Raw genomic sequence first — 22,805 nt, 5'->3', positions numbered from 1 at the left:
GAAAGGGGTGTATTTCAATGAGAGCGCTGTTTTTGAACACATTGATTTTTCAGAAGGATTTGCAAGCGAAGAAGAAGCGTCAATCCGAGCTCTTTCAGACTGCAAAGGCGCTTGGTGTTTCCGGAATTGAAGTGCGACGTGAATACTTTTTTGAAAACGGTTCATTAAATTGGAAAGAATTGAAGCGATGCGGTCAGGAAGCAGAACGAACCGGGTTGCGCGTGTTCTATTCGGTACCTGAAAAATTGTTCGTCAACGGAACCTGTTCGGATCATTTAGAAGATTATTTAAAAGAAGCTGCACTGCTTCATGCTGAATGTGTCAAACTCAACATTGGCGAACCGGGCGAAATCAATGAAACGCAATGTGAACAGTTGGAACGATTGATCTGCAACTACCCGGTTCAGATTACAATTGAAAATGATCAAACCGAGGAAAATGGCCGGCTGGAATTTGTAAGCGCTGCCTTGAAAACCTTGAAAGACAGTTTGGTCGGGTACACGTTCGACTCTGGAAACTGGCTCTGGCAAGGTACCGATCCATTAGAGGCAGCACGTCGTGTCGGAAATGCGGCAACGATTTTTCATCTGAAGGATGTTGCGACGAAGGGCGGGCTGCACACCGTATTGCTTGGGCAAGGTGCGATTGATTGGAAAAAGGTATTGGCCGAATGTCCGGACGATGTCCCGGTTGTCCTTGAGTATCCGATCGACACACGCGACGAATTGAAGGATGAACTCGTGAAAATCAGAACGGTCTTGAGCGAACGGAAAGAGGGTGCAAACTCATGAGCGAAGTGATCACAATTGGCGAACCGATGATTATGTTTGTTGCAGATGCGGCGGGTGATCTGAAAAATGTGCAGCATTTCACACGCTATATTGCCGGAGCCGAAGTGAATGTGTCGGTTGGTGTCACGCGTTTGGGTCACCAAGTTTCTCTGATTAGCGAAGTCGGTAATGATCCGTTCGGCGCTTATATACGCCAGTTTCTTGAGCGAGAAGGGATTGAAACCGAGGCTGTTGCCATATCGGGTGATCATCCGACCGGGTTCCAACTGAAAAGCAAAACGGAGGTGGATGATCCGGAGGTGGTTTATTTCCGTAAGGGATCGGCAGCATCACGTCTCAACGCTGAGAGTATCGAGCGCTTTGATTTCAGCGGTGCAAAGCTGCTTCATTTAACGGGCATTTTCCCGGCACTAAGCGCAGAAACCTTTGACGCAACGTTGAAACTGATTGAAAAAGCCCGCGAAAATCATCTTTTAATTACCTTTGATCCTAACTTGCGGCCGACGCTATGGAGCGATGAAGCAACGATGGTCAAGCGCATCAACCAGCTGGCTGGACGGTGCGATGTTGTTTTGCCGGGGTTCCGTGAAGGCAAGCGTTTGACTGGAAGGACGACGCGCGAAGCAATTGCTGACTTTTACCTCAGTAACGGCGCAAAAACGGTCATCATTAAGCTCGGAAGCACCGGAGCGTATTGCAAACGACAGCAGCCGGACGGCCAAGTTGCGGAAACACTCGTTCCTTCATTCCGAGTCGATCATGTTGTGGATACGGTCGGTGCAGGAGACGGATTCGCGGTTGGAGTCATCACCGGACTTTTGGAAGCGCTACCGGATAAAAAAATCCTGGAACGCGCCAATGCGATCGGTGCCATTCAGGTGCAGCACATCAGCGACAATGAGGCCTTGCCGAGCCGGGAGCAGCTTGCCGCGTTTATTGAAAAGACAGCCCACCAAACGCCGGAAAACCAAGCAAATGACGGATTGCAGGCAATCTGATTTCGATTAAGGAAAGTGGTGACAGGGATGAAACTGCAAATTGCAATTGATCGTGTGTCGCTCGAGCAGGCGGAACTGCTGACCCGGAAGTTGGCACCCCACGCGGACATTATCGAGGCGGGTACTTCTTTAATTAAAGACTACGGATTTCAGGCACTTGAAAGATTGAAAGCAGCTGCCGGCGCAGCAAAATTGCTCGGTGATGCCAAGACCATTGACGAAGGGGCATACGAATTCCGCCAAGGTTACAAGCACAAGGCAGATCTTTTGACCGTCATGGGCGCTTCATCAGTAGAGACTTTGCAAACGTGTTACGCCGTTGCAGAAGCGAGCCGAACAGAAATGATGATTGATCTTTTGGAATGCACGCCTGAGAAAGTGGCGCAAATTATTCATTTTCCCAATGCAATCTATTGCCTGCATACATCAGTCGATCAAGGGGCTAGCGCCAATCCGAATCAAGAGGTGCTCGCATTTAAGAAAGCGTTTCCTACGGTTCAGCGGATTGCGATTGCCGGCGGCATTAATTTACAGACGCTTGCCGGTATGGCAGAAGCTGATCCGGAAATTGTGATTGTCGGCTCCGCCATTGTGAAAAAAGAGGACCCCGTTTCTGCAGCAAAACAATTCAGAAAGGTGATGCAGGAGACATGCAAGTATTCGATGTGATTTTAAAGGAAATTGAAGACGTGATTGGTCAAGTCGATGAAGCGGATTTAGACGCAGCAATGGCGTTGATTCAAAAAGACACACGCATTTTCGTCGACGGTTCAGGCAGAAGCGGCTTTCAGGCCAAGGGGTTTGCGATGCGCTTGATGCATATTGGCTACGCATCCCATGTCATTGGCGAGACGGTCACCCCGTCAATCGCGGCGGGCGATGTTTATTTCGCCGTTTCCGGGTCCGGGAAGACCAAAAATGTTGTGAATGACACGCGCGCGGCAAAAGAAAACGGACTGACGGTGATTGCAGCGACCAGTAAGGCCGATTCGCCACTTGCCGAACTTGCCGATTGCACGATCGTGATTCCTGGCGCAACCAAAGGTGACAAAAACAAAAAGTCGGTGCAACTGCTCAGCTCACTATTTGATCAGGCCGTACACATTACACTTGATGCCCTGTGCCTCAAGCTCAGCCGCCGCGATCATACGAGTGAAGCGGATGCTGCGAAAATGCATACCAACGTTGAATGAGCAGCGCGAGATAAATCTTAAAAAACAATGAGGAGGAATTTAGAATGGATCAACTCAATGTGAAAATTTACGCAGACGGGGCAAAACTGGAGGATATGATTGCCGCTTACAAATCAGGATTTGTGAGCGGATTTACAACCAACCCAAGCTTGATGAAAAAAGCAGGAGTCGCAGATTATGTTGCCTTCGCAAAAAAGGTTGTGGAAAAGATTCCTGACTTGCCGCTCTCTTTTGAAGTGTTTGCCGACGATTTTGAAACGATGGAAAAGGAAGCCGAAAAAATTCACACATTCGGCAAGAACGTCTACATCAAGATTCCGATCACCAACACCAAAGGCGAATCCTCAATTCCGCTGATTGAAAAGCTGCAGGACAAAGGCTACTCGCTAAATGTTACGGCGATTCTGACCATCAAACAGGTTGAAGAAACGGTCGCTGCGTTGAACCCGGATGTCGACAATATTGTCTCGGTATTTGCCGGACGCATCGCCGACACAGGCCGTGACCCAATTCCCTATATGAAGCAGTCGGTGGAAATCTGCCGCACGAAAAAAGGTGCAAACCTGCTCTGGGCCAGCTCGCGTGAACTGTTCAATGTTTACGAAGCCGACCGGCTCGGCGTCGACATCATCACCTGCACACCGGAAATCATCAGCAAGCTGAAAAAAGTAGGCAAACCATTGGAACAGGTGTCTCTGGATACGGTGAAAGGATTCAACACGGATATTCAAACCCTCGGCTATACAATTTTAACGGATCAAGAAGCTTCAGAATCGGTTTCCAAATAAGAGAAGCAAAAAGAAGGAGTGCTTGCTATGACAACAGAAATTGAGCAATTATCCATCGATACGATTCGCACATTATCCATTGATGCCATTGACAAGGCAAACTCCGGTCACCCGGGGCTACCGATGGGGGCAGCGCCGATGGCTTATACGTTGTGGGCTAAGAAACTGAAACACAATCCTGCCGATCCGAAATGGTTCAACCGCGACCGTTTCGTACTTTCTGCCGGTCACGGTTCAATGCTCTTGTACAGCTTGCTGCATGTGTTTAACTATGGGCTTCCTTTAGAGGAATTGAAGAAGTTCCGCCAATGGGGCAGCCGGACGCCGGGTCATCCGGAGTACGGGCATACGGTTGGCGTTGAAGCGACGACGGGACCGCTTGGGCAAGGGATTGCGATGGCCGTCGGAATGGCGATGGCTGAAGCTCATTTGGCAGCGACGTACAATCGCGACGGGTTTCCCGTGATTGATCATTACACTTATGCGCTGTGCGGCGACGGCGACTTGATGGAAGGGGTTGCTTCGGAAGCGGCTTCGCTCGCCGGCCGGCTCAAACTGGGTAAGCTGGTGCTGCTCTATGATTCGAATAATATATCGCTTGATGGCAAACTGAACATGTCGTTCAGCGAAAATGTGCGCCAGCGTTTCGACGCGTACGGTTGGCAAACGTTGCTTGTTGAAGACGGCAACGATGTCGAAGCTGTTCAGACGGCGCTTGACCAAGCAACCGCCGACAGCGCACGGCCGACATTGATTGAGGTGCGCACAACGATCGGCTATGGTTCGCCGCATTTGGCGGGTACCAATAAAGTCCACGGCAATCCGCTCGGCGCTGAGGAAACAGCAGAAACAAAGAAGGCCTACGGCTGGAATCACGAACCGTTCTACGTTCCGGAAGCGGTTCGGGTACATTTCAAACAGATGAATGTAGAGGAAGCAAAAGCTGAAGCAGCTTGGAAAAAGAGGATTGATGCTTACGCTGAAGCCTATCCACAACTCGCCGCTCAGCTTAAGGCGGCGATCAAAGGCGACCTTGCCGCCGATTATGCAGATGCACTTCCGCAATACGCGTCCGGAACAAAGAAAGCGACGCGGCAAACATCCGGAGAAGTCATCAACGCGCTGGCAAAAACCGTCCCGACTCTGTTTGGCGGTGCTGCTGATCTGGCTTCCTCAACGAAAACCACAATTAAAGAGGGTGGCGATTTCCTGCCCGGCGCTTATGAAGGACGCAATATCTGGTTCGGTGTTCGTGAATTTGCGATGAGTGCCGCAGTGAATGGACTTGCGCTGCATGGCGGCGTCATTCCGTTTGGCTCAACCTTCTTCACGTTCTCAGACTATGCGAAACCGGCGATTCGGCTCGCTGCATTGATGGGGATTCCGTCAATCTTCGTCTTTACCCATGATTCAATCGCCGTCGGTGAAGACGGCCCGACCCATGAGCCGATCGAACAGCTCGCCGGTTTACGGGCGATCCCGAACTTGAATGTGTTGCGTCCGGCCGACGGCAATGAAGTACGCGAAGCGTGGAAAACAGCGCTGGAAAGCCGCAACCGTCCAACGGTTCTCGTACTGACCCGTCAAAACGTGCCGACACTGGACGGCGAAGTTGACGGCGCCGATGAAGGGGTGCGCCGCGGCGGTTATGTTGTCAGTGAAGCAAAGGGTAGCAAGCCGGCTGGGATCCTGATTGCAACCGGTTCTGAAGTTGGGCTTGCTTACGAAGCGCAGCAGCTGCTTGAAACAGAAGGCATTCATGTACGTGTAGTCAGTCTCCCATCATGGGAACGGTTCCGCGAGCAGCCGGATGCTTATAAAGAGGCGGTACTCCCCGCCGCAATAACTGCCCGTGTCGGGATCGAAATGGCCGCATCAACCGGCTGGCATGAATTTGTCGGTAGCGATGGTGCACTGCTAACCATCGACCGTTTCGGCGCTTCGGCACCCGCAGCGTTCGTTACAAAAGCCTATGGATTCACTCCTGAAAATGCGGCAGAGCAGCTCAAAAAAACGATTGCCAAGCGCCAAGTGATTTCCTGATAAAAAGAGAAGCTGTGATGAAAGCGGGGTCATAGAGAGAATGTCTCCCTTCTTGGTAGATACGGGAAGGAAGACATTTTTTAAGGCATTCAATGTAAGCGTTAACCAAACGACTCATACAGAATGATGCAGAGCGATTGGGCAGATCCACTGTTACTTCGGGCATTTAATTCGCTCATTTCAGAAAACTGATCAGAAGAGAGGTCAATTCTTATGAAAAGCAATGGCTTGTCACCTACCCGCTGGGCCCGATTAATTCCAATTGTCTTTATTACCTACAGTCTTGCCTATCTTGACCGCGCCAACTACAGCTTCGGAGCCGCTTCAGGCATGGCGGACGATCTGAAAATTACCGCAGCCGTATCCTCGCTGCTGGGCGCTTTATTTTTTCTCGGCTACTTTTTCTTCCAAGTGCCAAGCGCAAACTACGCTGAAAAACGCAGTGCCAAGAAACTCGTTTTCTGGTCGCTGATCGTTTGGGGGATTCTTGCGAGTTTAATTGGCGTTGTGACCAACATCTATATGTTGCTTGCGGTCCGCTTCCTGCTTGGCATTGTTGAGGCGGCGGTCATGCCGGCCATGCTCGTTTTTCTCAGCCATTGGTTTACCGGTGAAGAGCGGTCTCGAGCCAATACCTTTTTGATTCTGGGAAACCCGATCACGGTGCTCTGGATGTCGGTCGTATCGGGATACCTATTGAACAGCTTCGGCTGGCGCTGGATGTTCATCATTGAAGGCCTTCCATCGATTTTGTGGGCATTTATCTGGTGGAAACTGGTTGATGATAAGCCGAGTGAAGCTAAATGGCTGAAGGATCATGAGAAACAAGCACTCAATCAGGCACTGGAAGATGAACAAAAGAAGTTAAAATCAGTTGCCAATTATCGTGCGGCGTTTAAGCAGAAGTCGGTGATTTTCCTGTGCCTGCAATACTTTTTTTGGAGTATTGGTGTCTACGGTTTTGTCATGTGGTTGCCGTCGATCATTAAATCAGCGCCCAACATCAGCATCGTTGAAACCGGCTGGCTCTCATCTGCACCTTATTTACTGGCAGCCGTGCTCATGGTCGTTGCCTCCTTTTTTTCTGATCGTTTGCAGATGCGAAAACCATTTGTTTGGCCATTCTTGCTCGTAGGCGGGCTTGCCTTCTATGCTTCGTATTTAATTGGCCCGTCAAACTTCTGGCTGTCTTTTACATTAATGGTGATTGCCGGCGGTGCCATGTATGCCCCGTACGGACCATTTTTTGCGATTGTTCCTGAGCTTTTGCCGCGCAATGTTGCCGGAGGCGCAATGGCTTTGATTAACAGTATGGGCGCGCTTGGTTCTTTTGTCGGCGCCTATTTCGTCGGTTTTCTGAACGGGGTTACCGGAGGATTTTCCGCGTCCTATATCTTCATGTCGATTTCGCTCGGTCTCGCTGTGATCTTTACGATTATTGTAAAAGCCGCTAGAGGACGTTCGGCGGATGACGGACCGATCCGCCCGGATGATGCCGCAATGGCGGGAAAATAAGCTTTGGGGAAGAGATGACGAATGATGAACGAAAAACTGATTGCGTGTATTCAGTCGGAGCGTATTGTGCCTCTGTTTCGAAAGAAATCGCAAGCCTTTATCTCAGCACTGTTGCCTGTACTTGCGCAGACCGGTTTTCATACGGTGGAGATTACGATGGAATCGAGCGAAGCTGTAGCATCAATCAATGCGATCAAACGTAACGATCCAAGCTTTTTTGTCGGTGCGGGAACGGTAAAAACCGTTGCGGATGTTGATCGAGCATTGGATGCCGGCGCAGACTTTATCGTCACGCCAATCATCGATGAGGCAGTGATCGCATATATCAATGAAAAAAATGTACCGTTCATTCCGGGTGCGTACAGTCCGTCTGAGATCTTTCACGCGTATCGGCAAGGTGCCGCATTTGTAAAAGTGTTTCCCGGATCTACGCTCGGTCCAGATTTTATCCGCAATCTGCGCGGTCCGCTTAGTGAAATCCCGCTGATGGTCACCGGCGGAATTACGCTGGAGAATTGTGCGGCATTTCTGGATGCCGGTGCCGCAGCAGTAGGCGTCGGCTCATCGCTCATTCCGAAACAAGCGGTGCAGGCGAACGATTGGGATGCCGCCCGCCGTTCATTGGAGGCTTGGAAGCGCGCAGCTCATGCAACGGTGAAAAATAAATAATAGAAATGAATTTCTGAAGCGCGCCGAATCGATTGGCGCGTTTTTTTGCAGGTAGAGAGAGTCTATCGTTTTGCCTAGCTGGCACAACGCGGAAGTCACCGCGTCCTGCGGAAGTAAGTTATAATAGAGAAAGAATCGTTGACTCGAGAGGAGGGGGAGACGACAGGGCACAGACCTGTTGTTGTTTTCGATGAACAAGCCTATGGAACATGTACCGCAAACGATCGACATTTATCATGCACGGACGCATAACTTGAAAGACGTGACGCTGCATCTTCCGCTGCGGAGGCTGGTGGCGATCGCCGGGCTGTCCGGATCAGGGAAGTCGTCTCTAGCGATGGGCGTGCTCTATGCAGAAGGCAGCCGCCGTTACCTCGAAGGATTATCCGCGTTCACGCGCCGCAAGCTGCATCAAATGGAACAGGCAGATGCGGAAAAAATTGATTTTCTTCCACCGGCATTGGCACTGCGGCAGCGACCGCCGCAACTGGGCCGGCGCAGTACGGTGGGAACGGTTACGGAAATTTATAATTTGCTGCGCCTGATGTTTTCCCGGCTGGGGACGCATCGCTGCCCAAACGGACATCCCATTCCGCCGACACTCACGGCAATTTTAAATGAAACGTGCACCTGTCCGATCTGCGGCGCCGCCTTTCCACTGCCTGCAGCCGAAACTTTTGCATTCAACTCGGTGCTCGGAGCATGCCCGGCTTGCGGTGGACTCGGGGAACGTGCCGAAGTCGATCCGGCACGTGTTATTTCCGATCCGAACAAGACGATCGACCAAGGGGCAGTTGCCTCCTGGCGTGCGGCCGGCCGCGGCTACACCGTGCGCTTAGTTCGTCAATTGGGCGTGCGTACGGACGTCCCATGGAAGGATTTGAGTAAAAAAGAACAGGAAATTGTGCTGCGCGGCAAACCAACGAAGCGGCCGCTGATCTTCCACAATCGGCAAACGGGCGAAGAATACCCGATCGAGTTCACCTACGCGAATGCGGTCGAAGCGGTACGTCAGGCGCTGGTCGGCGATAAAAATCAGACGCGTTATGCACGAATGAAAAAATTTTTGAGTGTGCGTCCGTGTCAACAGTGCCATGGCATAAGGCTGCGTCCGGAAGCACTTCAAACCCGCTTGCTTGGCCGATCGATTTCTGAAGCAGCTGCGCTCACGATTGATGAGCTCGCTCAATTCGCTGATCGATTACCGAAACAACTCGGCTCAGAACTTCAACCGATTGCGGCAAAACTCGCGGCCCAGATGCACCTTGAGATTGCCCCAATTCATGAGCTGGGTATCGGCTACCTGACACTCGATCGTGCGGGCAGTACACTTTCAACAGGCGAGCGGCAGCGTTTGGAACTGCTTGGCATGGCGAAAAGCCGTTCAACAGGCATTCTTTATGTGTTGGATGAACCATCGGTTGGTCTGCATCCGGCCAATGTCGCCGGACTGCAGCGAATCATGCGTCGGATGGTGGCCAATGGCAACAGCCTCGTTGTTGTTGATCATAATCTTGAGATCATTCGCAGCGCCGATTATATGATCGAAATGGGTCCCGGTGCCGGAGAGCACGGCGGACATGTAGTCGCTGAAGGGACGCCGGCGGAGGTTGCCGCCCTGCCCGATTCGCTGACCGGCGCCTTTTTATCACGAAGACGTATCGTTCAGGGCAGGAAGCAGAGGTCTCTAGCCGAGGACCAAGCATTTCTACATATGACCGTCAAGGATCTACACAACCTGCATCATCTGTCGGCCAAGTTCCCGCTGCATCGAATGACAGCCGTGACCGGTGTTTCCGGTGCAGGTAAAACCGCGCTTGTTCAAGAGAGTCTCGTTCCGGCAATCCGTGCTGGACTGACGAGAAAAAGGCTGCCGGCACATCTTGACAAATTAACCGGAACCGAGTCAATCAAACGGCTTTTACTTGTCGATGCGGCACCGATCGGACGCAATGCACGTTCAACGCCGGCAACATACACCGGTATTTTTGACGACATCCGCACGATCTTTTCAGAGGCATCTAAAAAAATGAATATGGGGCACGATGCCGGCTATTTTTCGTTCAATGTTAAAGGTGGACGCTGCGAAACATGCGAAGGACGCGGCGAGATGACACTCGACATGCAGTACCTGCCGGAGCAGCGTGTGCGCTGTCCGCAATGCAAAGGGACGCGCTATCAGCCGGAAGCCCTGTCCATCCACTATAAAGGAAAATCGATTGCCGATGTTTTAGCGATGAACGTCGATGAGGCAGCAAACTTTTTTAACGATCAGCCCAAACTTGCGGAAGCACTGCGGCTGCTTCAGGAAGTTGGCCTTGGCTACTTGCGGCTTGGTGAAGCGACGCCTGCGCTTTCAGGTGGCGAAGCGCAGCGCATGCGGCTTGCCGGTGAGTTGAAACGGCACCGTTCCGGAACGATTTATGTGCTTGATGAACCGTCGACCGGCCTGCATGCGCAGAATATCGAGACGCTGCTTGCCGTCTTGGATCGTTTGATGGCTGACGATTCAACCGTGATCTTGATCGATCACGATCCTGATTTGATTGCCAATTGCGATTATGTGATCGATCTTGGTCCCGGCGGCGGACCGAATGGCGGGACAATCGTCGCTGAGGGAACGCCGCAACAAATCACCGGAAACCCGCGCAGCTTAACCGGCGTTTACCTAGCGAAACGGTCGGCGGAATCAAGAAACTAGGCGAATCGGCTGAGCGGTATTGATCGGCCTTTCCGTTTCGTGGCATAATAAAAGGAAAATGGTTCCTTCACCCCTAAACAGGACATCAAGGGGATTCGTAACATAGACTAAAATGATTTTCTCATTTCGGGGGTCATTGTATAAATGAGAAAACAAGAGGAGAGATAGCGATGCGTTTGGTTTTATTATCCGGCGGCTCAGGAAAGCGGTTATGGCCGCTGTCGAATGATGCACGCTCGAAACAGTTTCTGCGTGTGCTTGAAGATCAGGAGAAACATTTGTCTTCAATGGTGCAGCGGGTCTTCGGGCAGTTGAATGAAGTCGGTCTTGGCGAGTCGACGGTGATCGCGACCGGAAAAGGTCAGGTGGAGATGCTGGAGAGTCAGCTTGGAAAAGAAGTCCCGCTGATCGTCGAACCGGAACGGCGCGATACCTTCCCGGCCATTGCCCTCGCAGCTTCCTATCTGTACACGATGACCAATGCATCCCTGGATGATGCGGTTGCCGTGCTTCCTGTCGATCCTTATGTGGACACCGCCTTCTTTAAACGCATTCTTGACTTGGAAAAACTGCTCGGCGAAACAAAAGCAGATTTGGCATTGATGGGCGTGAAACCGACGTATCCATCGGAAAAATACGGCTATATTGTACCGGATACGAGTGAAAATAAAGGCTACATTAAAGTTGATCATTTCACGGAAAAACCGGACACCGAGCAGGCGAAACAGCTGATCAACAAATCGGCGCTTTGGAACTGCGGCGTGTTTGCCTTCCGGCTCAAGTATGTGATCTCAATTCTGGAATCACTCGGTCTGCCGCTGAACTATGAAGAATTGACGAAGCAATTCGCTAAACTGCCGAAAATCAGCTTTGACTATGCGGTCGTTGAAAAGGCGAAAAATATTGTCGCACTACCGTATGAAGGCTTTTGGAAAGACCTCGGTACTTGGAACACGTTGACCGAAGAAATGGCAACCAAGCAAATCGGCAACGGGATCATCAGCGACGATTCGGCAAATACTCATTTGATCAACGAACTGGATATTCCGGTCACCGTACTTGGCGTTTCGAATGCGATCGTTGCCGTCAGCCCGGATGGTATTCTGGTTTCGGACAAGGAAGAGAGCCCGCGCATCAAAGAAGTAATGAAGGGCTTCGCGCAGCGTCCGATGTACGAAGAACGCAAATGGGGCTCCTACCGAGTGCTTGACTACACACGCTACTCAGCCAACAATGAAGAAGTGCTGACCAAGAAGATCAAGATCGCGGAAGGCGCCAACCTGAGCTATCATTGCCACCATATGCGCAAGGAAGTTTGGACGATTATCAAAGGCAACGGCCGCTATGCGGAAAACGGCGTCATCCGTTCGATTAAACCGGGCGATGTTGTGATTGTCACGGCGGAAACGCTGCATGCCATTATAGCAGATGAAGCGCTTGAGTTGATCGAAGTGCAAATCGGCAGTCAGCTGATTGAGGAAGACATTGACCGTAAACTGCTGAACTGGGAAGAAATCGAAGCGAGCTGCGCGCAAGTACGCGGTTAATTAGATAAAGGTTAAAGGGTGTCTCAAAAGTCTATGATGAGGCACCCTTTTCATTAAACGAGCTGATCGGGCACTAACTGCCCGAGGAACACGCAGATCAATTCAGTAAAGGCGATGCAACGACTAGATTGCTAGCGTATATAGCGACCGTCACGCTGGAGCCATTAGAAGGCGATCCAGTGAACCATCAGAGTTATCTATTCCAGACAGTAAATGTGATTATTGATCGCCCCATGTGTTCAATGCATCCTGAGCACGAGCATCTTATGGATTAACGTTTATCTAAAAGAAATAGATTATCCTCCTCTGTACCAGTGTAAAGTTGACGGTCGATTAGCAAAGCAGATTTCTTCAAAATAATCCGTGATTAAAGTAGTATTAATCGAAAAAGGTGATGGTTCTATGCTGTTTCACTATCATTTTTGGACACCTTTTGTTGAAGAAACTGAAGAATTTTATAAAGCGAATGGTTTTCATGTATCTCAAAGAATTGGGAGATATCAAAATGAATTTCAATCGTTTAATCCTCCGCAAACTTGGGGGAATTTCAGAAATAAGAATATACTTTTTCGAATTATTGAAATGAAAAAGGGTGCAATAAACATCACATTTGGTTTTGGTAAAAAAGTAAAATTTGATCATATTGGCTTTTTAGTGTCAGATGATGATCGTCGAAAAATCATTGACAGTGCCAAGCAAATGCATCGAAACATTCAGGTCAATGAAAGAAGAACTTTTATTGGAACTCCCTATGGTTTTCGCATTGAATTGCAGACCAACCATGATGTCGTGGAATCAGAAGATAGCCCGATTAGCATTCGTGAATTAGACATAAGCACCTCATCGAAAGATTTCCAGCAGTTCTTTATCAAACTATTTAAGAAAGATATGTCTGAGATCGTGCCAATCTTTGGAGACAAAACAACAATTACTCGAGCAGTAATAAATCATATTCGCTTAAAAATTGCAACAGATCCTAATGGAGTTACACTGCAAAATAAGACAATTGAGTAACATGCTCTGGTCATAACAAGCAAGGTAAAGCCCGCAGCGTGTAATCGTCAATTTTATTAAATTCCTGCCCTTTTTCCTAACCAACCGTTTTTGTGCTAGAATGCTTAGTGTATAGGACGTTTGCTTCCATAATCCGTTTGGATTGTGCGTGGATACATAATTTTATCGAAAAAGGAAGGTTGGATGATGAGCGAAATCAATGTTCGTGCAAATAAAGAATCGTTTTTGGCCGATCTTGCTACGCTGATTGCGATCCCGAGTACGAAGGATGCAAGCCAGGCGAAGGAAGGCGCACCGTTTGGACCGGGGCCGCTGGCGGCGCTTGAGAAGCTGCTGGAGTTTGGTCAACGCGATGGGTTCCGCACGAAGATGCTGCAAGGCTATGCCGGCTATATTGAATATGGTCCGGAAGACGCTGAGGACTATATTGCGGTGCTGGGTCATGTCGACGTCGTGCCGGCTACCGGTAAATGGTCTCATGATCCATTTACTGCATACGTCGAGGACGGTACGTTGTATGCACGGGGCGCGATTGATGACAAGGGGCCGACAATGGCTGCTTATTATGCACTGAAAGCGTTGAAAGATGCCGCTGTACCGGTGAAACACCGCATCCGTCTTGTGATCGGATCGGATGAGGAAAGCGGCTGCGAATGTATGGAAAAATACAATGAGCTGGAACCGATGTCGCTGTTTGGTTTTGCGCCGGATGCGGAATTTCCGCTGATCTTTGCCGAAAAAGGGCAGATCCGTGCTTGGATCAAGCTGCCTCAACAAGCAGGCGATGCTCCGGTTCATCTGGCTTCCTTCTATTCCGGCGAACGAATCAACATGGTACCGGATCATGCCTACGCTGTACTTTCCGGTCCTGAAGCAGAAAAGTGGTCTGAAAAAGCGCAATCCGAGTTAAAAGCGAAAAATATTCCGTTTACTGTGGAAAAAACGGATGAGGGCATCAAGCTGACTGCCAAAGGAAAATCTTACCACGGCTCCGTACCATCCGGCGGCGTGAACGCGGCATTCCTGCTTGCAGAAGCATTAAAGGATCTGCCGCTTGTTCCAACCGAGCAAGCCTTTGTTCAACTGCTTTCGGACACGCTGTACAATGATTTTGCTGGTGAACGTCTTGGCATCAAGTTCCATGATGATGTTTCCGGTGATTTGACGGTTAACGTCGGTGTCGTTCGGTTCGGTGCAGAGGGCGGTACGGTTTCACTCGATATTCGCTGCCCAATCAAAGCATCCTTGGACGAATTGAGTGAGACCCTTAAAAAATCGGTTGAAAAGCTTGGTTTGTCGATCAGCGAGCTTGGCACGAGTGATCCGCTCTATATGGATCCGAAACATCCGGCGGTGCAGATTTTGAAAAAGGTTTATGAAAAGCATATGGCACTGGACGATGTTGAACTGCTGACCAGCGGCGGCGGTACGTACGCGCAGTACTTGGATGCCGGAGTCGCGTTCGGTGCCTGCATGCCAAACTATCCATACACGGGCCATGAAGTGGACGAACATGTACGCGTTGAAGATTTGTTCGTTGCATCGGAGATCTATGCTGATGCCATGGCTGAACTCGGCAATCTTGAAAAATAAACAGCTGCCTAGTCAAAGAAAGGCAGCTGCTGAATAGAATAACGGTAAGCAAAACGAGGAAAATGCACAGCGCTTTTCCTCGTTTTTTTACGAAAGGATATGATTTTTACCCCTTCTTCAAACCAATAGACCAGTGTCATGGCCGAGAATCAAAGCGCAGGTGTTCGGGCGCCGAAAAGGATAATCCAATCAAAAGATTCACTTGCATTTTGCGGCATCCCTGATAGAATGTGGGGAGATACAGGAGTGAATCGATGGCCCCTAAAGCTGTACGCGTAACGTTAACTCTGCAACTGCGCCGGTGATTATGTAAGGATCAGCTCGTTGGAGGATTGACGAACAAATGACAAAGGGATTGCTTTGGCTCTGCACTTCAGTACTATTAAATGCATTTGGAAACGCGTTGACGGTGAAGGCGGCGTTCGGCTCGGCGCCATGGACAGCGGCGAGTCTCAATATTTCGAGCGCCACAGGATTAACTGTTGGAACTGTACTGATCCTTATGGGTCTTGTGGTGCTCGTGGCGGACGACATGCTCAGACAGCATTGGAACGGGATCAAAGATGTCTTTAACTTTCTGTACATGATGTCGTTCGGGTACTTGATCGATTTGTGGCTGCTGGTGATGCAGCCGATTACTGTAAATGGTTGGCTGCTGCGCGTGCTCGTTTGCGTGATCGGCGTCCTCTGTATCGCGGCCGCGCTGTCCATCTATTTCAAGGTGAATCTGGTCTTGCATCCATTCGATGATATGCTGAAAATTTTGCGTGAAAAGTATCTAAAGGGTAATGTGGTCTTGGCACAGCGTATCTCGCTCGGTATTCCGCTGGCCATTGGTCTTGCTGTGGGCTTTTTTCGTCATGAACTGGTTGGCATTAATCTTGGAACCTTAATTAGCTTCCTATGCATGGGGTATTTTATTCTCTTCTTTGACCGTTTCCTCCCAGTGCATGTGAACCGAGAGGCGATGCTGCATCACCGAATGCATCGGGCACATCCGGCGAAACAGTCTCAAATATAAGGGATTGACTTGACATTTTTTAGACCGAGACTAATAATAAATGTACGAAAATAAAAAAAGCAATGAAGAGAAGAAGTAGCGCCTTTGCTTTTTCACAGAGAGCTCCGATTGGTGGTGAAAAGGAGTATCAGCGAAGGCGCGAACATGGCCTCTGAGCTGCGCGACTGAATGGATTTTCTTGAAGTAAGCCGCGACGAGTTAAGGTTCTCGTTATAAAAACCGGAGTTTATGCATACGTCGTGCATGCACTCGCTGAGATCGGTCATGTGAATGTCCGGTAAAACAAGGTGGTACCACGGAAATGAACCCCCGTCCTTAGTCGTTCGATTAAGGGCGGGGTTTTTGATTGTTCGATTTTATTTGGATCATTGTGGAAAGATAGACAAAAAGGAAAGGTGATTGTGATGAAGCATGCATTGGTATTTCAAACCGACTTTGGCCTTGTGGACGGAGCGGTCTGCGCGATGTACGGCGTAGCGAATTCGATCGATCCAACCTTGAAAATTTATGATCTGACGCATGATATTCCACAGTATAACATTTGGGAGGCTTCTTACCGTCTACGCCAGACCATTGATTATTGGCCGGAAGGTACGGTGTTCGTCTCCGTCGTTGATCCGGGCGTTGGATCAACGCGCCGAAGTGTGATTGCCCGAACCCAGCGCAATCAATACATCATTACACCGGACAATGGGACATTGACACATATCAAGCGCATTGAAGGGATCGAGAGTGTGCGCACTTTCGATGAGAAGGCCAATAAACTGCCGACAGCCGGCGAATCGTTTACCTTTTTCGGTCGTGATATTTACGCATTCAACGGCGCAAAATTAGCAGCAGGTAAAATTGACTATGACCATTTTGGCGAACCGGTTCCGGTCGAATCGCTGGTTGAACTGCCGATTGTTCCCGCATATCGTGAGGGTCGTCACGTACAAGGAACAATTGACGTGCTCGATGTACGTTTCGGCAACCTGTGGACCAATATTGATCACCGGCTCTTCCATGAATTGAACGTGGTGTGCGGCGATCGTTTAGCGGTGAAGATAAAGAATGACACACGTACGGTTTATGAGAATACGGTGGTGTTTGCCCAATCATTTGCCGAGGTGTCGATCGGCGAGCCGCTACTGTATATCAACTCGCTTGAAAATATTGGTGTGGCAATCAATCAAGGGTCCTTTGCCAAAGCGTACAACATCGGCACCGGCACAAATTGGCGTCTGTCGCTTTGTAAGGCATGAATGATTGGATCATCAGCAGTTTAAAAGAAAAGTGCTTCCGGTGTATCCCGGCAGCACTTTTTCTCTATTCTCAGATGGTCGTAGAAGCAAGGCTGCCGCTTAAACAATATCCAGCGGAACTTTGCGTGAGGGACGCGGGAAGATGCGATCCAATGCCTCAATTTCTTCCGAAGATAAGCGAATTGCCGCGGACTGTGCATTCAGCAGCACATGCTCCGGTTGCGCTGCTTTCGGAATGGCAATGATTCCGTCGCGCTCCGCATGGCGCACCGCCCAGGCAAGCAGAATCTGGAGCGTCGTTGCCTCGTGTACTTCTGCAATTTGGTTCAGCGTACTATTTTTCAAAAGTTTTGCCTTTAGTGAACCGGCTTCAGCGAGCGGGCAGTAGGCCATGATCGGGATCTGGTGGTCGCGCAGCCATGGCAGTAAATCGACTTCAATACCGCGGGAGCCGAGGTGGTAGAGGACTTGGTTGACGGCGCAATTTTTCCCGCCGGGTACCGACCACAGTTCCTGCATATCTTTTGTGTCAAAATTGGAGACACCCCAACGTAAAATTTTGCCCGCTTTCTTCAATTCCTCCATGCCGCGCACCGTTTCCTCTAGCGGTGTTCCGCCGCGCCAATGAAGCAAATAGAGATCCAGATGGTCGGTTTTAAGCCGTTTCAAGCTGTTGTCGCAAGCCTTAATAAGTTTTTCGCGCGTGGCATGACTCGGATAGGCTTTGCTGACGAGAAAGATAGCATCGCGTTGATCGGCCAATGCCTCGCCAATGAGCGATTCAGAGCGACCTTCGCCATACATTTCCGCAGTATCGATCAGCGTCATACCGAGCCGCACGCCAAGCCTAAGTGCCTCGATTTCCACATCGCGCTTGGGCCAATCCTCGCCCATATGCCAAGTTCCCTGTCCGAGAACCGGTAGTTTCGTTCCGTCGCCCAGTGTCAGACGACGTTTGTCGACTTCTTTTCTGATTGTATCAACAGTTTCGTTTTCCAATGATGCTCATCCTCCTTGATCAATGTGACGTTCGGTTCAGCCATTTCAGACTTTCGCGTTTGCTCAATGGCTTGAGCGGATGCTCCTGAATAAAGCGGCGAACGGTATCGGGCGCGGTCTTTGCGTATTCACGTAATGCCCATCCAATCGCCTTTTGAATGAAAAATTCATCCGAATCTGCATTGAGCAGAATGTAGCGGAAGAGCAGCGCTTCATCGGTCTGTTCTTTGAATTTTAACTGGAAGAGCAGCGCGGCACGGCGCAGCCACAGATGATCGCTGACAACCCAGCGTTCGCTATAACGCTGGATGAGCTGCGGCTCACGAGCAAACAGCGGACCGCAGCATTGCGGGGCGATGCAGTCTACAGTGTCCCACCAGGATTTGGTCGTGATCATCCATTCAAAAAGCGGCAAATGCGTGCCGTTAAGCCTTTTTTTCAGACGAACGAGCAGATCCAGCGCTGCATAGTGGCATTCACGATTTGGTTGGTTCCAAAGTGTTTTGACAGCTGCCTCAATTTGATTCGTTTCCGGAAGACCGTACTGCTTAATAAAGTCACGCACAGAGGCACGCCGTTCCGGAGTCTTAATGCCGAAAAAAGGGAATTGATCACGCATATAGCGGGACATGGCCCGCGCATTTTCCTGATTTTGCTTTGCTGCGAAACTGCGGAGCAGCGGCTGAAGATCATAGCTCATGACAATCGCCTTTCTACGTTCCGGCGACGCTTGAAACGCATCGCTTTTCTTTCACTCTATCATCCCACAAATCCCATTGCGTGACGAATGATATGATCAAAGATGAGCTTCGAGTACTCTTAATGTAAAATAGAAGCATCCATTAAGTTTGCGAGAACGTCAGACAAGGAGCTCCTAAAATGTTTTCCACCTTTATGAAAAAAATGATTCATTCGGACTATACGAAAGTCTTTCTGCTTTGTCTCATCTCTTCAGGAATGATGTTCCTTCCTTCAATTATTGCAAGCAAAGGCTTATTCACACTGGTCGGCGATTTCAACTATCAACAGATTCCGTTTAATATGCTCAGTAACCGGGCGATTAAGAGCGGGGACTGGTTCTGGAACTGGTCCACGGACTTGGGCAGTAATTTCATTGCTTCGTACAGCTTCTATACGTTAGGCAGTCCGTTCTTTTGGCTGAGTCTGATCTTTCCGGCTTCCTTCTTCCCTTATGTGGTCGGACCGATGTTTCTGTTGAAATACTGCATCGCCGGAGTAACCGCGTACGGCTATATGCGCCGCTACGTTACCGACAGTCGTTACGCAATAATTGGTGCACTTTTGTATGCTTTTTCCGGATTTTCCGCGGTGAACCTGATGTTCAATCATTTTCACGACGTTGTCGCGTTCTTTCCGCTGCTGCTTGCTGGTTTCGACCGGCTCGTATCGGATCGCAAAAAAGGCTGGTTTCCTGCAGCGGTGGCGCTGAATGCAATGCTGAACTTCTTCTTTTTCATCGGTGAAGTTGTTTTTCTAATCGTCTATTACTTGCTGCGCTATGTTTGTGAGGACTGGCGGCAATCCTTGCGCCGGCTGCCCCAGATCATCTGGGAAGGGCTGCTTGGGATTGGTATGGCTTGTCTGCTCTTTCTCCCGGCAATTCTGTTTACGTTGCAGAATCCGCGCTTGGACGCGTTCCTTTACGGCCCCAATGCGCTTGTTTACAGCGGATCGCGCTATCTTGCGTTGATCAAAGCCTTTGTGATGCCGGCCGACTTGATGCCGCATCAATCCGCCATCTATCCATCAGATTTCTCCTCGAGCAGCGCCTATCTGCCGCTGTTCGGTCCGGTTCTGGTGCTCGCACTGATGTTTGCCGGGAAGAGTTGGATGCGGCGCCTTATGATTGCCTGTCTCATTATGGCTGCCATACCGCTGTTAAACAGTTTGTACTATGTGCTGAATTCCTCGTACTATGCACGTTGGTTTTACATGCCGGTGCTCATCATGGCGCTCATGTCGGCAGTTGCACTTGAGCGGCGTGCGGAGATTCCGCTCAAGAAAAGCTTGCTGATTTGTGCATCGATCCTTGCGGCGCTTGCGGCGTTTCTTCTGTTCTATCCGTGGAGTGAAAGCCAGCCGAGCGCGGTTTATCATTACGATCAATTCTTATTTTACTTGGCGTCTGCGGCAGCAGGGCTTGCGGCGACTTATTATCTTGTCGGACGCTTCGGTCGTGCGAAACACTGGTATGCGCTCATGTTGACGGTACTGGTTAGTTTTTGCGGCGGACTGGGTTTGTTTACTATTTTTGCAACGCACAGCATATATGATTATCAAAAAGGCGAGGCAACGTATAACATGGTGGTGAAGACCGGAGAAGAGTTGAAGCAGCGGCTGCCCAAGGATGAGAACTACCGGATTCGGATCAGTGATGACGGATGGAATTTGGCGATGGTCGCCGGTCTGCCAACGGTTAATTCGTTCACGAGTATGGTGAACGGTTCCATTTTTGAATTCTATCAATCGATTGGTTCACCAAGAGGGGTGAAAACGATCATTCCCCAAGAAGCGTACGGTTTGAATCCGCTGCTTTCGGAACGCTTCTATGTCAGCACGACAAAGGTTGATGGCGAGAAGCCTTTTACACAATTTTTTAATGGAACCGGCTGGATCTATGTCTATGAGAATAAAGACACGCTGCCGCTTGGTTTTACGTACGATTACTATGTGACCGAGAGCCGTTTTCAACACATTCCAGATGATGACAAGCATCTTGTTTTGCTGCGTGCTGTCGTGATCCGAGACAGCGACGTGTCAAAGGTGAAAAATTACTTAATTCCCCTACCGGACAGCCAGCTGTTTACAACCGGAAAAGGAGAATACTCCGAAGACTTGCAGGCACGGGCGAAGGAAGCGGCAACCACGTTCACACGCGATCACCGCGGGTTCACGGCGCACATTCATACCAACATCGACAAGTATGCCTTCTTCAGCGTACCGTATGATAAAGGCTGGTCGGCAACGGTAGACGGTGCTCCTGTACAGATTCTCGACGCCGATGGAATGATGATTGTTCCGATTAGCGAAGGCGATAACCCTATTCGCTTTACGTACCGGACGCCGGGACTCGCTTCCGGTGCAGCGATTGCGACCTGCTCATGGATTGTTCTTGCGGTTTATGTGTACGCCGACCGGCTTTTCTTCCGCAGACGTGCACAGACAACGCGCGAGCTGAGCGAATGAGCGTTTCCAGGGAATACTCCTGCGCGAAAATGTGACTTGCCCGGCTTTTTATTTGCCGGGTGGGTCAATTTTTTTATTCCTTCTTCGCATCAAAACGTTAACGCGACAACGGGGTATATCGACAAATCACTGAATTCTTGCTAGAATAACATGCGCATGTCTGTTTTTTAGAAAAAGGGAATGATGAACACACAAGGACTGGACGAAGGATGGAGGTTTTGAAAGGTGACAACAAACGTGACTGGAAATGGGCAAACGGTGAGGCGCTTTATCAATAACGTACTCACCGGTCTTGCGATTGGTATCGTTGCAGGGCTGGTTCCATCCGCCTTGCTGAGCGAAATCTGCAAGGCACTGGCGCCGCATGTACCGATTTTCGCAATCGTTCTGCAAATTGTAACAACCATTATGTTTACGGTGCCTTTACTGATCGGCACGGCCATTGCATTTAAATTCAATTTGAATCCGATACAAATGGTTTCGGTTGCCTCAGCGACCTATATTGGTTCCGGCGCGCTTACGTTTTCCTCAACCGGCGTGCAGGTCACCGGCATGGGCGATTTGATCAACACCATGCTGACGGCAAGTTTGGCGGTCGGCGTCATCCTGATCATCGGCGATCGGCTGAAGGCATTTGCACCGCTCGTTCTGCCGACGATTGTGTGCATCGTCTCGGGCGGGATCGGGCTTTGGATTCTGCCTTTTGTACGCAACATTACAACATTGGTCGGACATCTTGTTGACAGCTATTTTACACTTGCTCCGGTGTTCATGGGAATTCTCGTTGCGGTCAGCTTTTCGATTATCATTCTTTCACCCATTTCAACGGTCGCGATTGCGACAGCAATTAGCATGAGCGGGATCGCATCCGGAGCCGGAAATCTTGGTGTTGTGGCTGCAGCGGTCGGCATGTTCATCGGTAGCTTGCGTGTGAATCCAATTGGGCTTTCACTTTCAGCATTGCTTGGTACACCGAAAATTATGATTGCTGCCGTCGTCCGCAAACCGGTGATCATGGTTCCGGTGCTTCTGAATGCAGCGGTACTTGGCGTGCTCGCTGTTGTCTTCCAAATTAAAGGAACGCCAATCAGTGCCGGTTTCGGCTTCTCCGGTCTTGTCGGACCGATCAACGCCGTGCGCTTTATGCCGGGCGGCGCAACCGGGGCAAATCTGTTGCTTCTGATTTTCATATTCTTGATTGTTCCGTTTGTTTGCGGATGGTTCTTTGAATGGATCTGCCGCACGAAGCTGCATCTCTATTCAAAAGAGGCCTATATTGAAAAACCATAAAGAAAGAAGGAGCACCGATATCTACGGATGTCGGTGCTTTTTAACAGGATAAGAAAGGATATGATTTTGCCCCGTCTTCAAACCAATAGATCGGTGTCTTGGCTAAGAATCAAAGCGGAGGTGCTCTGGCGCCTTGTTGATGCGTGCCAGCGAGACCTCCTGTTTGTCTGAGAAAGCTCGCGGTGCGCCCGC

The 22,805-nt window shown here is 49.9% G+C and carries 18 protein-coding genes and 1 other annotated feature; of the genes, 16 read left to right on the top strand and 2 right to left on the bottom strand.

The window, feature by feature from the left end; translation table 11 throughout:
- Positions 1 to 17: 17 nt before the first annotated feature.
- From SIN01_RS07600 to SIN01_RS07535, 14 genes are all read left to right on the top strand, one after another.
- Positions 18 to 791 carry a sugar phosphate isomerase/epimerase family protein gene (locus SIN01_RS07600; RefSeq protein ID WP_010024192.1) on the top strand — a complete coding sequence of 258 codons (774 nt, stop codon included), beginning with the start codon at positions 18 to 20 and terminating at the stop codon, positions 789 to 791.
- Positions 788 to 1,789 carry a sugar kinase gene (locus SIN01_RS07595; RefSeq protein WP_010024194.1) on the top strand — a complete coding sequence of 334 codons (1,002 nt, stop codon included), beginning with the start codon at positions 788 to 790 and terminating at the stop codon, positions 1,787 to 1,789. The genes SIN01_RS07600 and SIN01_RS07595 overlap by 4 nt, the downstream gene beginning before the upstream one ends.
- A gap of 27 nt (positions 1,790 to 1,816) precedes the next feature.
- Complete coding sequence (locus SIN01_RS07590) at positions 1,817 to 2,458, top strand: orotidine 5'-phosphate decarboxylase / HUMPS family protein (protein ID WP_010024196.1); 642 nt, start codon at positions 1,817 to 1,819, stop codon at positions 2,456 to 2,458.
- Positions 2,440 to 2,982 carry a 6-phospho-3-hexuloisomerase gene (gene hxlB, locus SIN01_RS07585; RefSeq protein WP_010024198.1) on the top strand — a complete coding sequence of 181 codons (543 nt, stop codon included), beginning with the start codon at positions 2,440 to 2,442 and terminating at the stop codon, positions 2,980 to 2,982. Before SIN01_RS07590 ends, hxlB begins: the two co-directional genes overlap by 19 nt.
- Before the next feature lie 44 nt (positions 2,983 to 3,026).
- Entirely contained in the window at positions 3,027 to 3,770 is a 744-nt protein-coding gene (locus SIN01_RS07580; RefSeq protein WP_010024199.1) for a transaldolase, read from the top strand.
- A 27-nt stretch (positions 3,771 to 3,797) separates the two neighbouring features.
- Positions 3,798 to 5,813, top strand: a complete 2,016-nt coding sequence (tkt, locus tag SIN01_RS07575) for a transketolase (RefSeq protein WP_010024200.1) — start codon at positions 3,798 to 3,800, stop codon at positions 5,811 to 5,813.
- 213 nt (positions 5,814 to 6,026) lie between these two features.
- Positions 6,027 to 7,328 (top strand): MFS transporter, encoded by a 1,302-nt coding sequence (locus tag SIN01_RS07570; protein ID WP_047034852.1) that lies wholly within the window; start codon positions 6,027 to 6,029, stop codon positions 7,326 to 7,328.
- 21 nt (positions 7,329 to 7,349) lie between these two features.
- Entirely contained in the window at positions 7,350 to 7,997 is a 648-nt protein-coding gene (locus SIN01_RS07565; protein ID WP_010023184.1) for a bifunctional 4-hydroxy-2-oxoglutarate aldolase/2-dehydro-3-deoxy-phosphogluconate aldolase, read from the top strand.
- A gap of 190 nt (positions 7,998 to 8,187) precedes the next feature.
- The gene (locus SIN01_RS07560; RefSeq protein ID WP_237760135.1) at positions 8,188 to 10,698 is read left to right on the top strand and encodes an excinuclease ABC subunit UvrA; all 2,511 of its coding nucleotides are present in this window, start codon (positions 8,188 to 8,190) and stop codon (positions 10,696 to 10,698) included.
- A gap of 170 nt (positions 10,699 to 10,868) precedes the next feature.
- Positions 10,869 to 12,245 carry a sugar phosphate nucleotidyltransferase gene (locus SIN01_RS07555; RefSeq protein ID WP_010027682.1) on the top strand — a complete coding sequence of 459 codons (1,377 nt, stop codon included), beginning with the start codon at positions 10,869 to 10,871 and terminating at the stop codon, positions 12,243 to 12,245.
- Between the two features lie 402 nt (positions 12,246 to 12,647).
- On the top strand, positions 12,648 to 13,259 hold the full coding sequence (locus SIN01_RS07550) for a hypothetical protein (protein ID WP_010026848.1): 612 nt from the start codon (positions 12,648 to 12,650) through the stop codon (positions 13,257 to 13,259).
- Positions 13,260 to 13,442: 183 nt separating this feature from the next.
- Positions 13,443 to 14,852, top strand: a complete 1,410-nt coding sequence (gene pepV / locus SIN01_RS07545; protein WP_039746464.1) for a dipeptidase PepV — start codon at positions 13,443 to 13,445, stop codon at positions 14,850 to 14,852.
- Between the two features lie 343 nt (positions 14,853 to 15,195).
- Positions 15,196 to 15,873 carry a YczE/YyaS/YitT family protein gene (locus tag SIN01_RS07540; RefSeq protein WP_010026344.1) on the top strand — a complete coding sequence of 226 codons (678 nt, stop codon included), beginning with the start codon at positions 15,196 to 15,198 and terminating at the stop codon, positions 15,871 to 15,873.
- A 53-nt stretch (positions 15,874 to 15,926) separates the two neighbouring features.
- Positions 15,927 to 16,193 (top strand) — a binding site (T-box leader).
- Positions 16,194 to 16,274: 81 nt separating this feature from the next.
- Positions 16,275 to 17,117: an SAM hydrolase/SAM-dependent halogenase family protein gene (locus tag SIN01_RS07535; RefSeq protein ID WP_202812804.1), complete on the top strand. Its 843-nt coding sequence runs from the start codon at positions 16,275 to 16,277 to the stop codon at positions 17,115 to 17,117.
- A gap of 99 nt (positions 17,118 to 17,216) precedes the next feature.
- Here the strand turns inward: SIN01_RS07535 and SIN01_RS07530 are convergent, their stop codons facing one another.
- Together SIN01_RS07530 and SIN01_RS07525 are read right to left on the bottom strand one after the other, a co-directional pair.
- Positions 17,217 to 18,116, bottom strand: coding sequence for an aldo/keto reductase (locus SIN01_RS07530; protein WP_010026342.1), 900 nt, complete (start codon positions 18,114 to 18,116; stop codon positions 17,217 to 17,219).
- A 19-nt stretch (positions 18,117 to 18,135) separates the two neighbouring features.
- Entirely contained in the window at positions 18,136 to 18,816 is a 681-nt protein-coding gene (locus SIN01_RS07525; RefSeq protein ID WP_010026340.1) for a DNA alkylation repair protein, read from the bottom strand.
- A 179-nt stretch (positions 18,817 to 18,995) separates the two neighbouring features.
- On the opposite strand from SIN01_RS07525, the gene SIN01_RS07520 reads away from it, so the two are divergent.
- Together SIN01_RS07520 and SIN01_RS07515 are read left to right on the top strand one after the other, a co-directional pair.
- On the top strand, positions 18,996 to 21,323 hold the full coding sequence (locus tag SIN01_RS07520) for a YfhO family protein (protein WP_047034851.1): 2,328 nt from the start codon (positions 18,996 to 18,998) through the stop codon (positions 21,321 to 21,323).
- A gap of 225 nt (positions 21,324 to 21,548) precedes the next feature.
- Positions 21,549 to 22,613, top strand: coding sequence for a PTS sugar transporter subunit IIC (locus SIN01_RS07515; RefSeq protein ID WP_237760134.1), 1,065 nt, complete (start codon positions 21,549 to 21,551; stop codon positions 22,611 to 22,613).
- Positions 22,614 to 22,805: the final 192 nt, after the last annotated feature.

This window comes from Sporolactobacillus inulinus (assembly GCF_006539285.1).
Classification (GTDB): Bacteria; Bacillota; Bacilli; order Bacillales; family Sporolactobacillaceae; genus Sporolactobacillus; species Sporolactobacillus inulinus.
This window is presented reverse-complemented; position numbering and strand designations above follow the sequence as displayed.

Bases quoted from the DNA above. Each gene is read 5' to 3' on its own strand.
- SIN01_RS07600 (WP_010024192.1), top strand. From the start codon at position 18: ATGAGAGCGCTGTTTTTGAACACATTGATTTTTCAGAAGGATTTGCAA.
- SIN01_RS07595 (WP_010024194.1), top strand. From the start codon at position 788: ATGAGCGAAGTGATCACAATTGGCGAACCGATGATTATGTTTGTTGCA.
- SIN01_RS07590 (WP_010024196.1), top strand. From the start codon at position 1,817: ATGAAACTGCAAATTGCAATTGATCGTGTGTCGCTCGAGCAGGCGGAA.
- hxlB (WP_010024198.1), top strand. From the start codon at position 2,440: ATGCAAGTATTCGATGTGATTTTAAAGGAAATTGAAGACGTGATTGGT.
- SIN01_RS07580 (WP_010024199.1), top strand. From the start codon at position 3,027: ATGGATCAACTCAATGTGAAAATTTACGCAGACGGGGCAAAACTGGAG.
- tkt (WP_010024200.1), top strand. From the start codon at position 3,798: ATGACAACAGAAATTGAGCAATTATCCATCGATACGATTCGCACATTA.
- SIN01_RS07570 (WP_047034852.1), top strand. From the start codon at position 6,027: ATGAAAAGCAATGGCTTGTCACCTACCCGCTGGGCCCGATTAATTCCA.
- SIN01_RS07565 (WP_010023184.1), top strand. From the start codon at position 7,350: ATGATGAACGAAAAACTGATTGCGTGTATTCAGTCGGAGCGTATTGTG.
- SIN01_RS07560 (WP_237760135.1), top strand. From the start codon at position 8,188: ATGAACAAGCCTATGGAACATGTACCGCAAACGATCGACATTTATCAT.
- SIN01_RS07555 (WP_010027682.1), top strand. From the start codon at position 10,869: ATGCGTTTGGTTTTATTATCCGGCGGCTCAGGAAAGCGGTTATGGCCG.
- SIN01_RS07550 (WP_010026848.1), top strand. From the start codon at position 12,648: ATGCTGTTTCACTATCATTTTTGGACACCTTTTGTTGAAGAAACTGAA.
- pepV (WP_039746464.1), top strand. From the start codon at position 13,443: ATGATGAGCGAAATCAATGTTCGTGCAAATAAAGAATCGTTTTTGGCC.
- SIN01_RS07540 (WP_010026344.1), top strand. From the start codon at position 15,196: ATGACAAAGGGATTGCTTTGGCTCTGCACTTCAGTACTATTAAATGCA.
- SIN01_RS07525 (WP_010026340.1), bottom strand. From the start codon at position 18,816: ATGAGCTATGATCTTCAGCCGCTGCTCCGCAGTTTCGCAGCAAAGCAA.
- SIN01_RS07520 (WP_047034851.1), top strand. From the start codon at position 18,996: ATGTTTTCCACCTTTATGAAAAAAATGATTCATTCGGACTATACGAAA.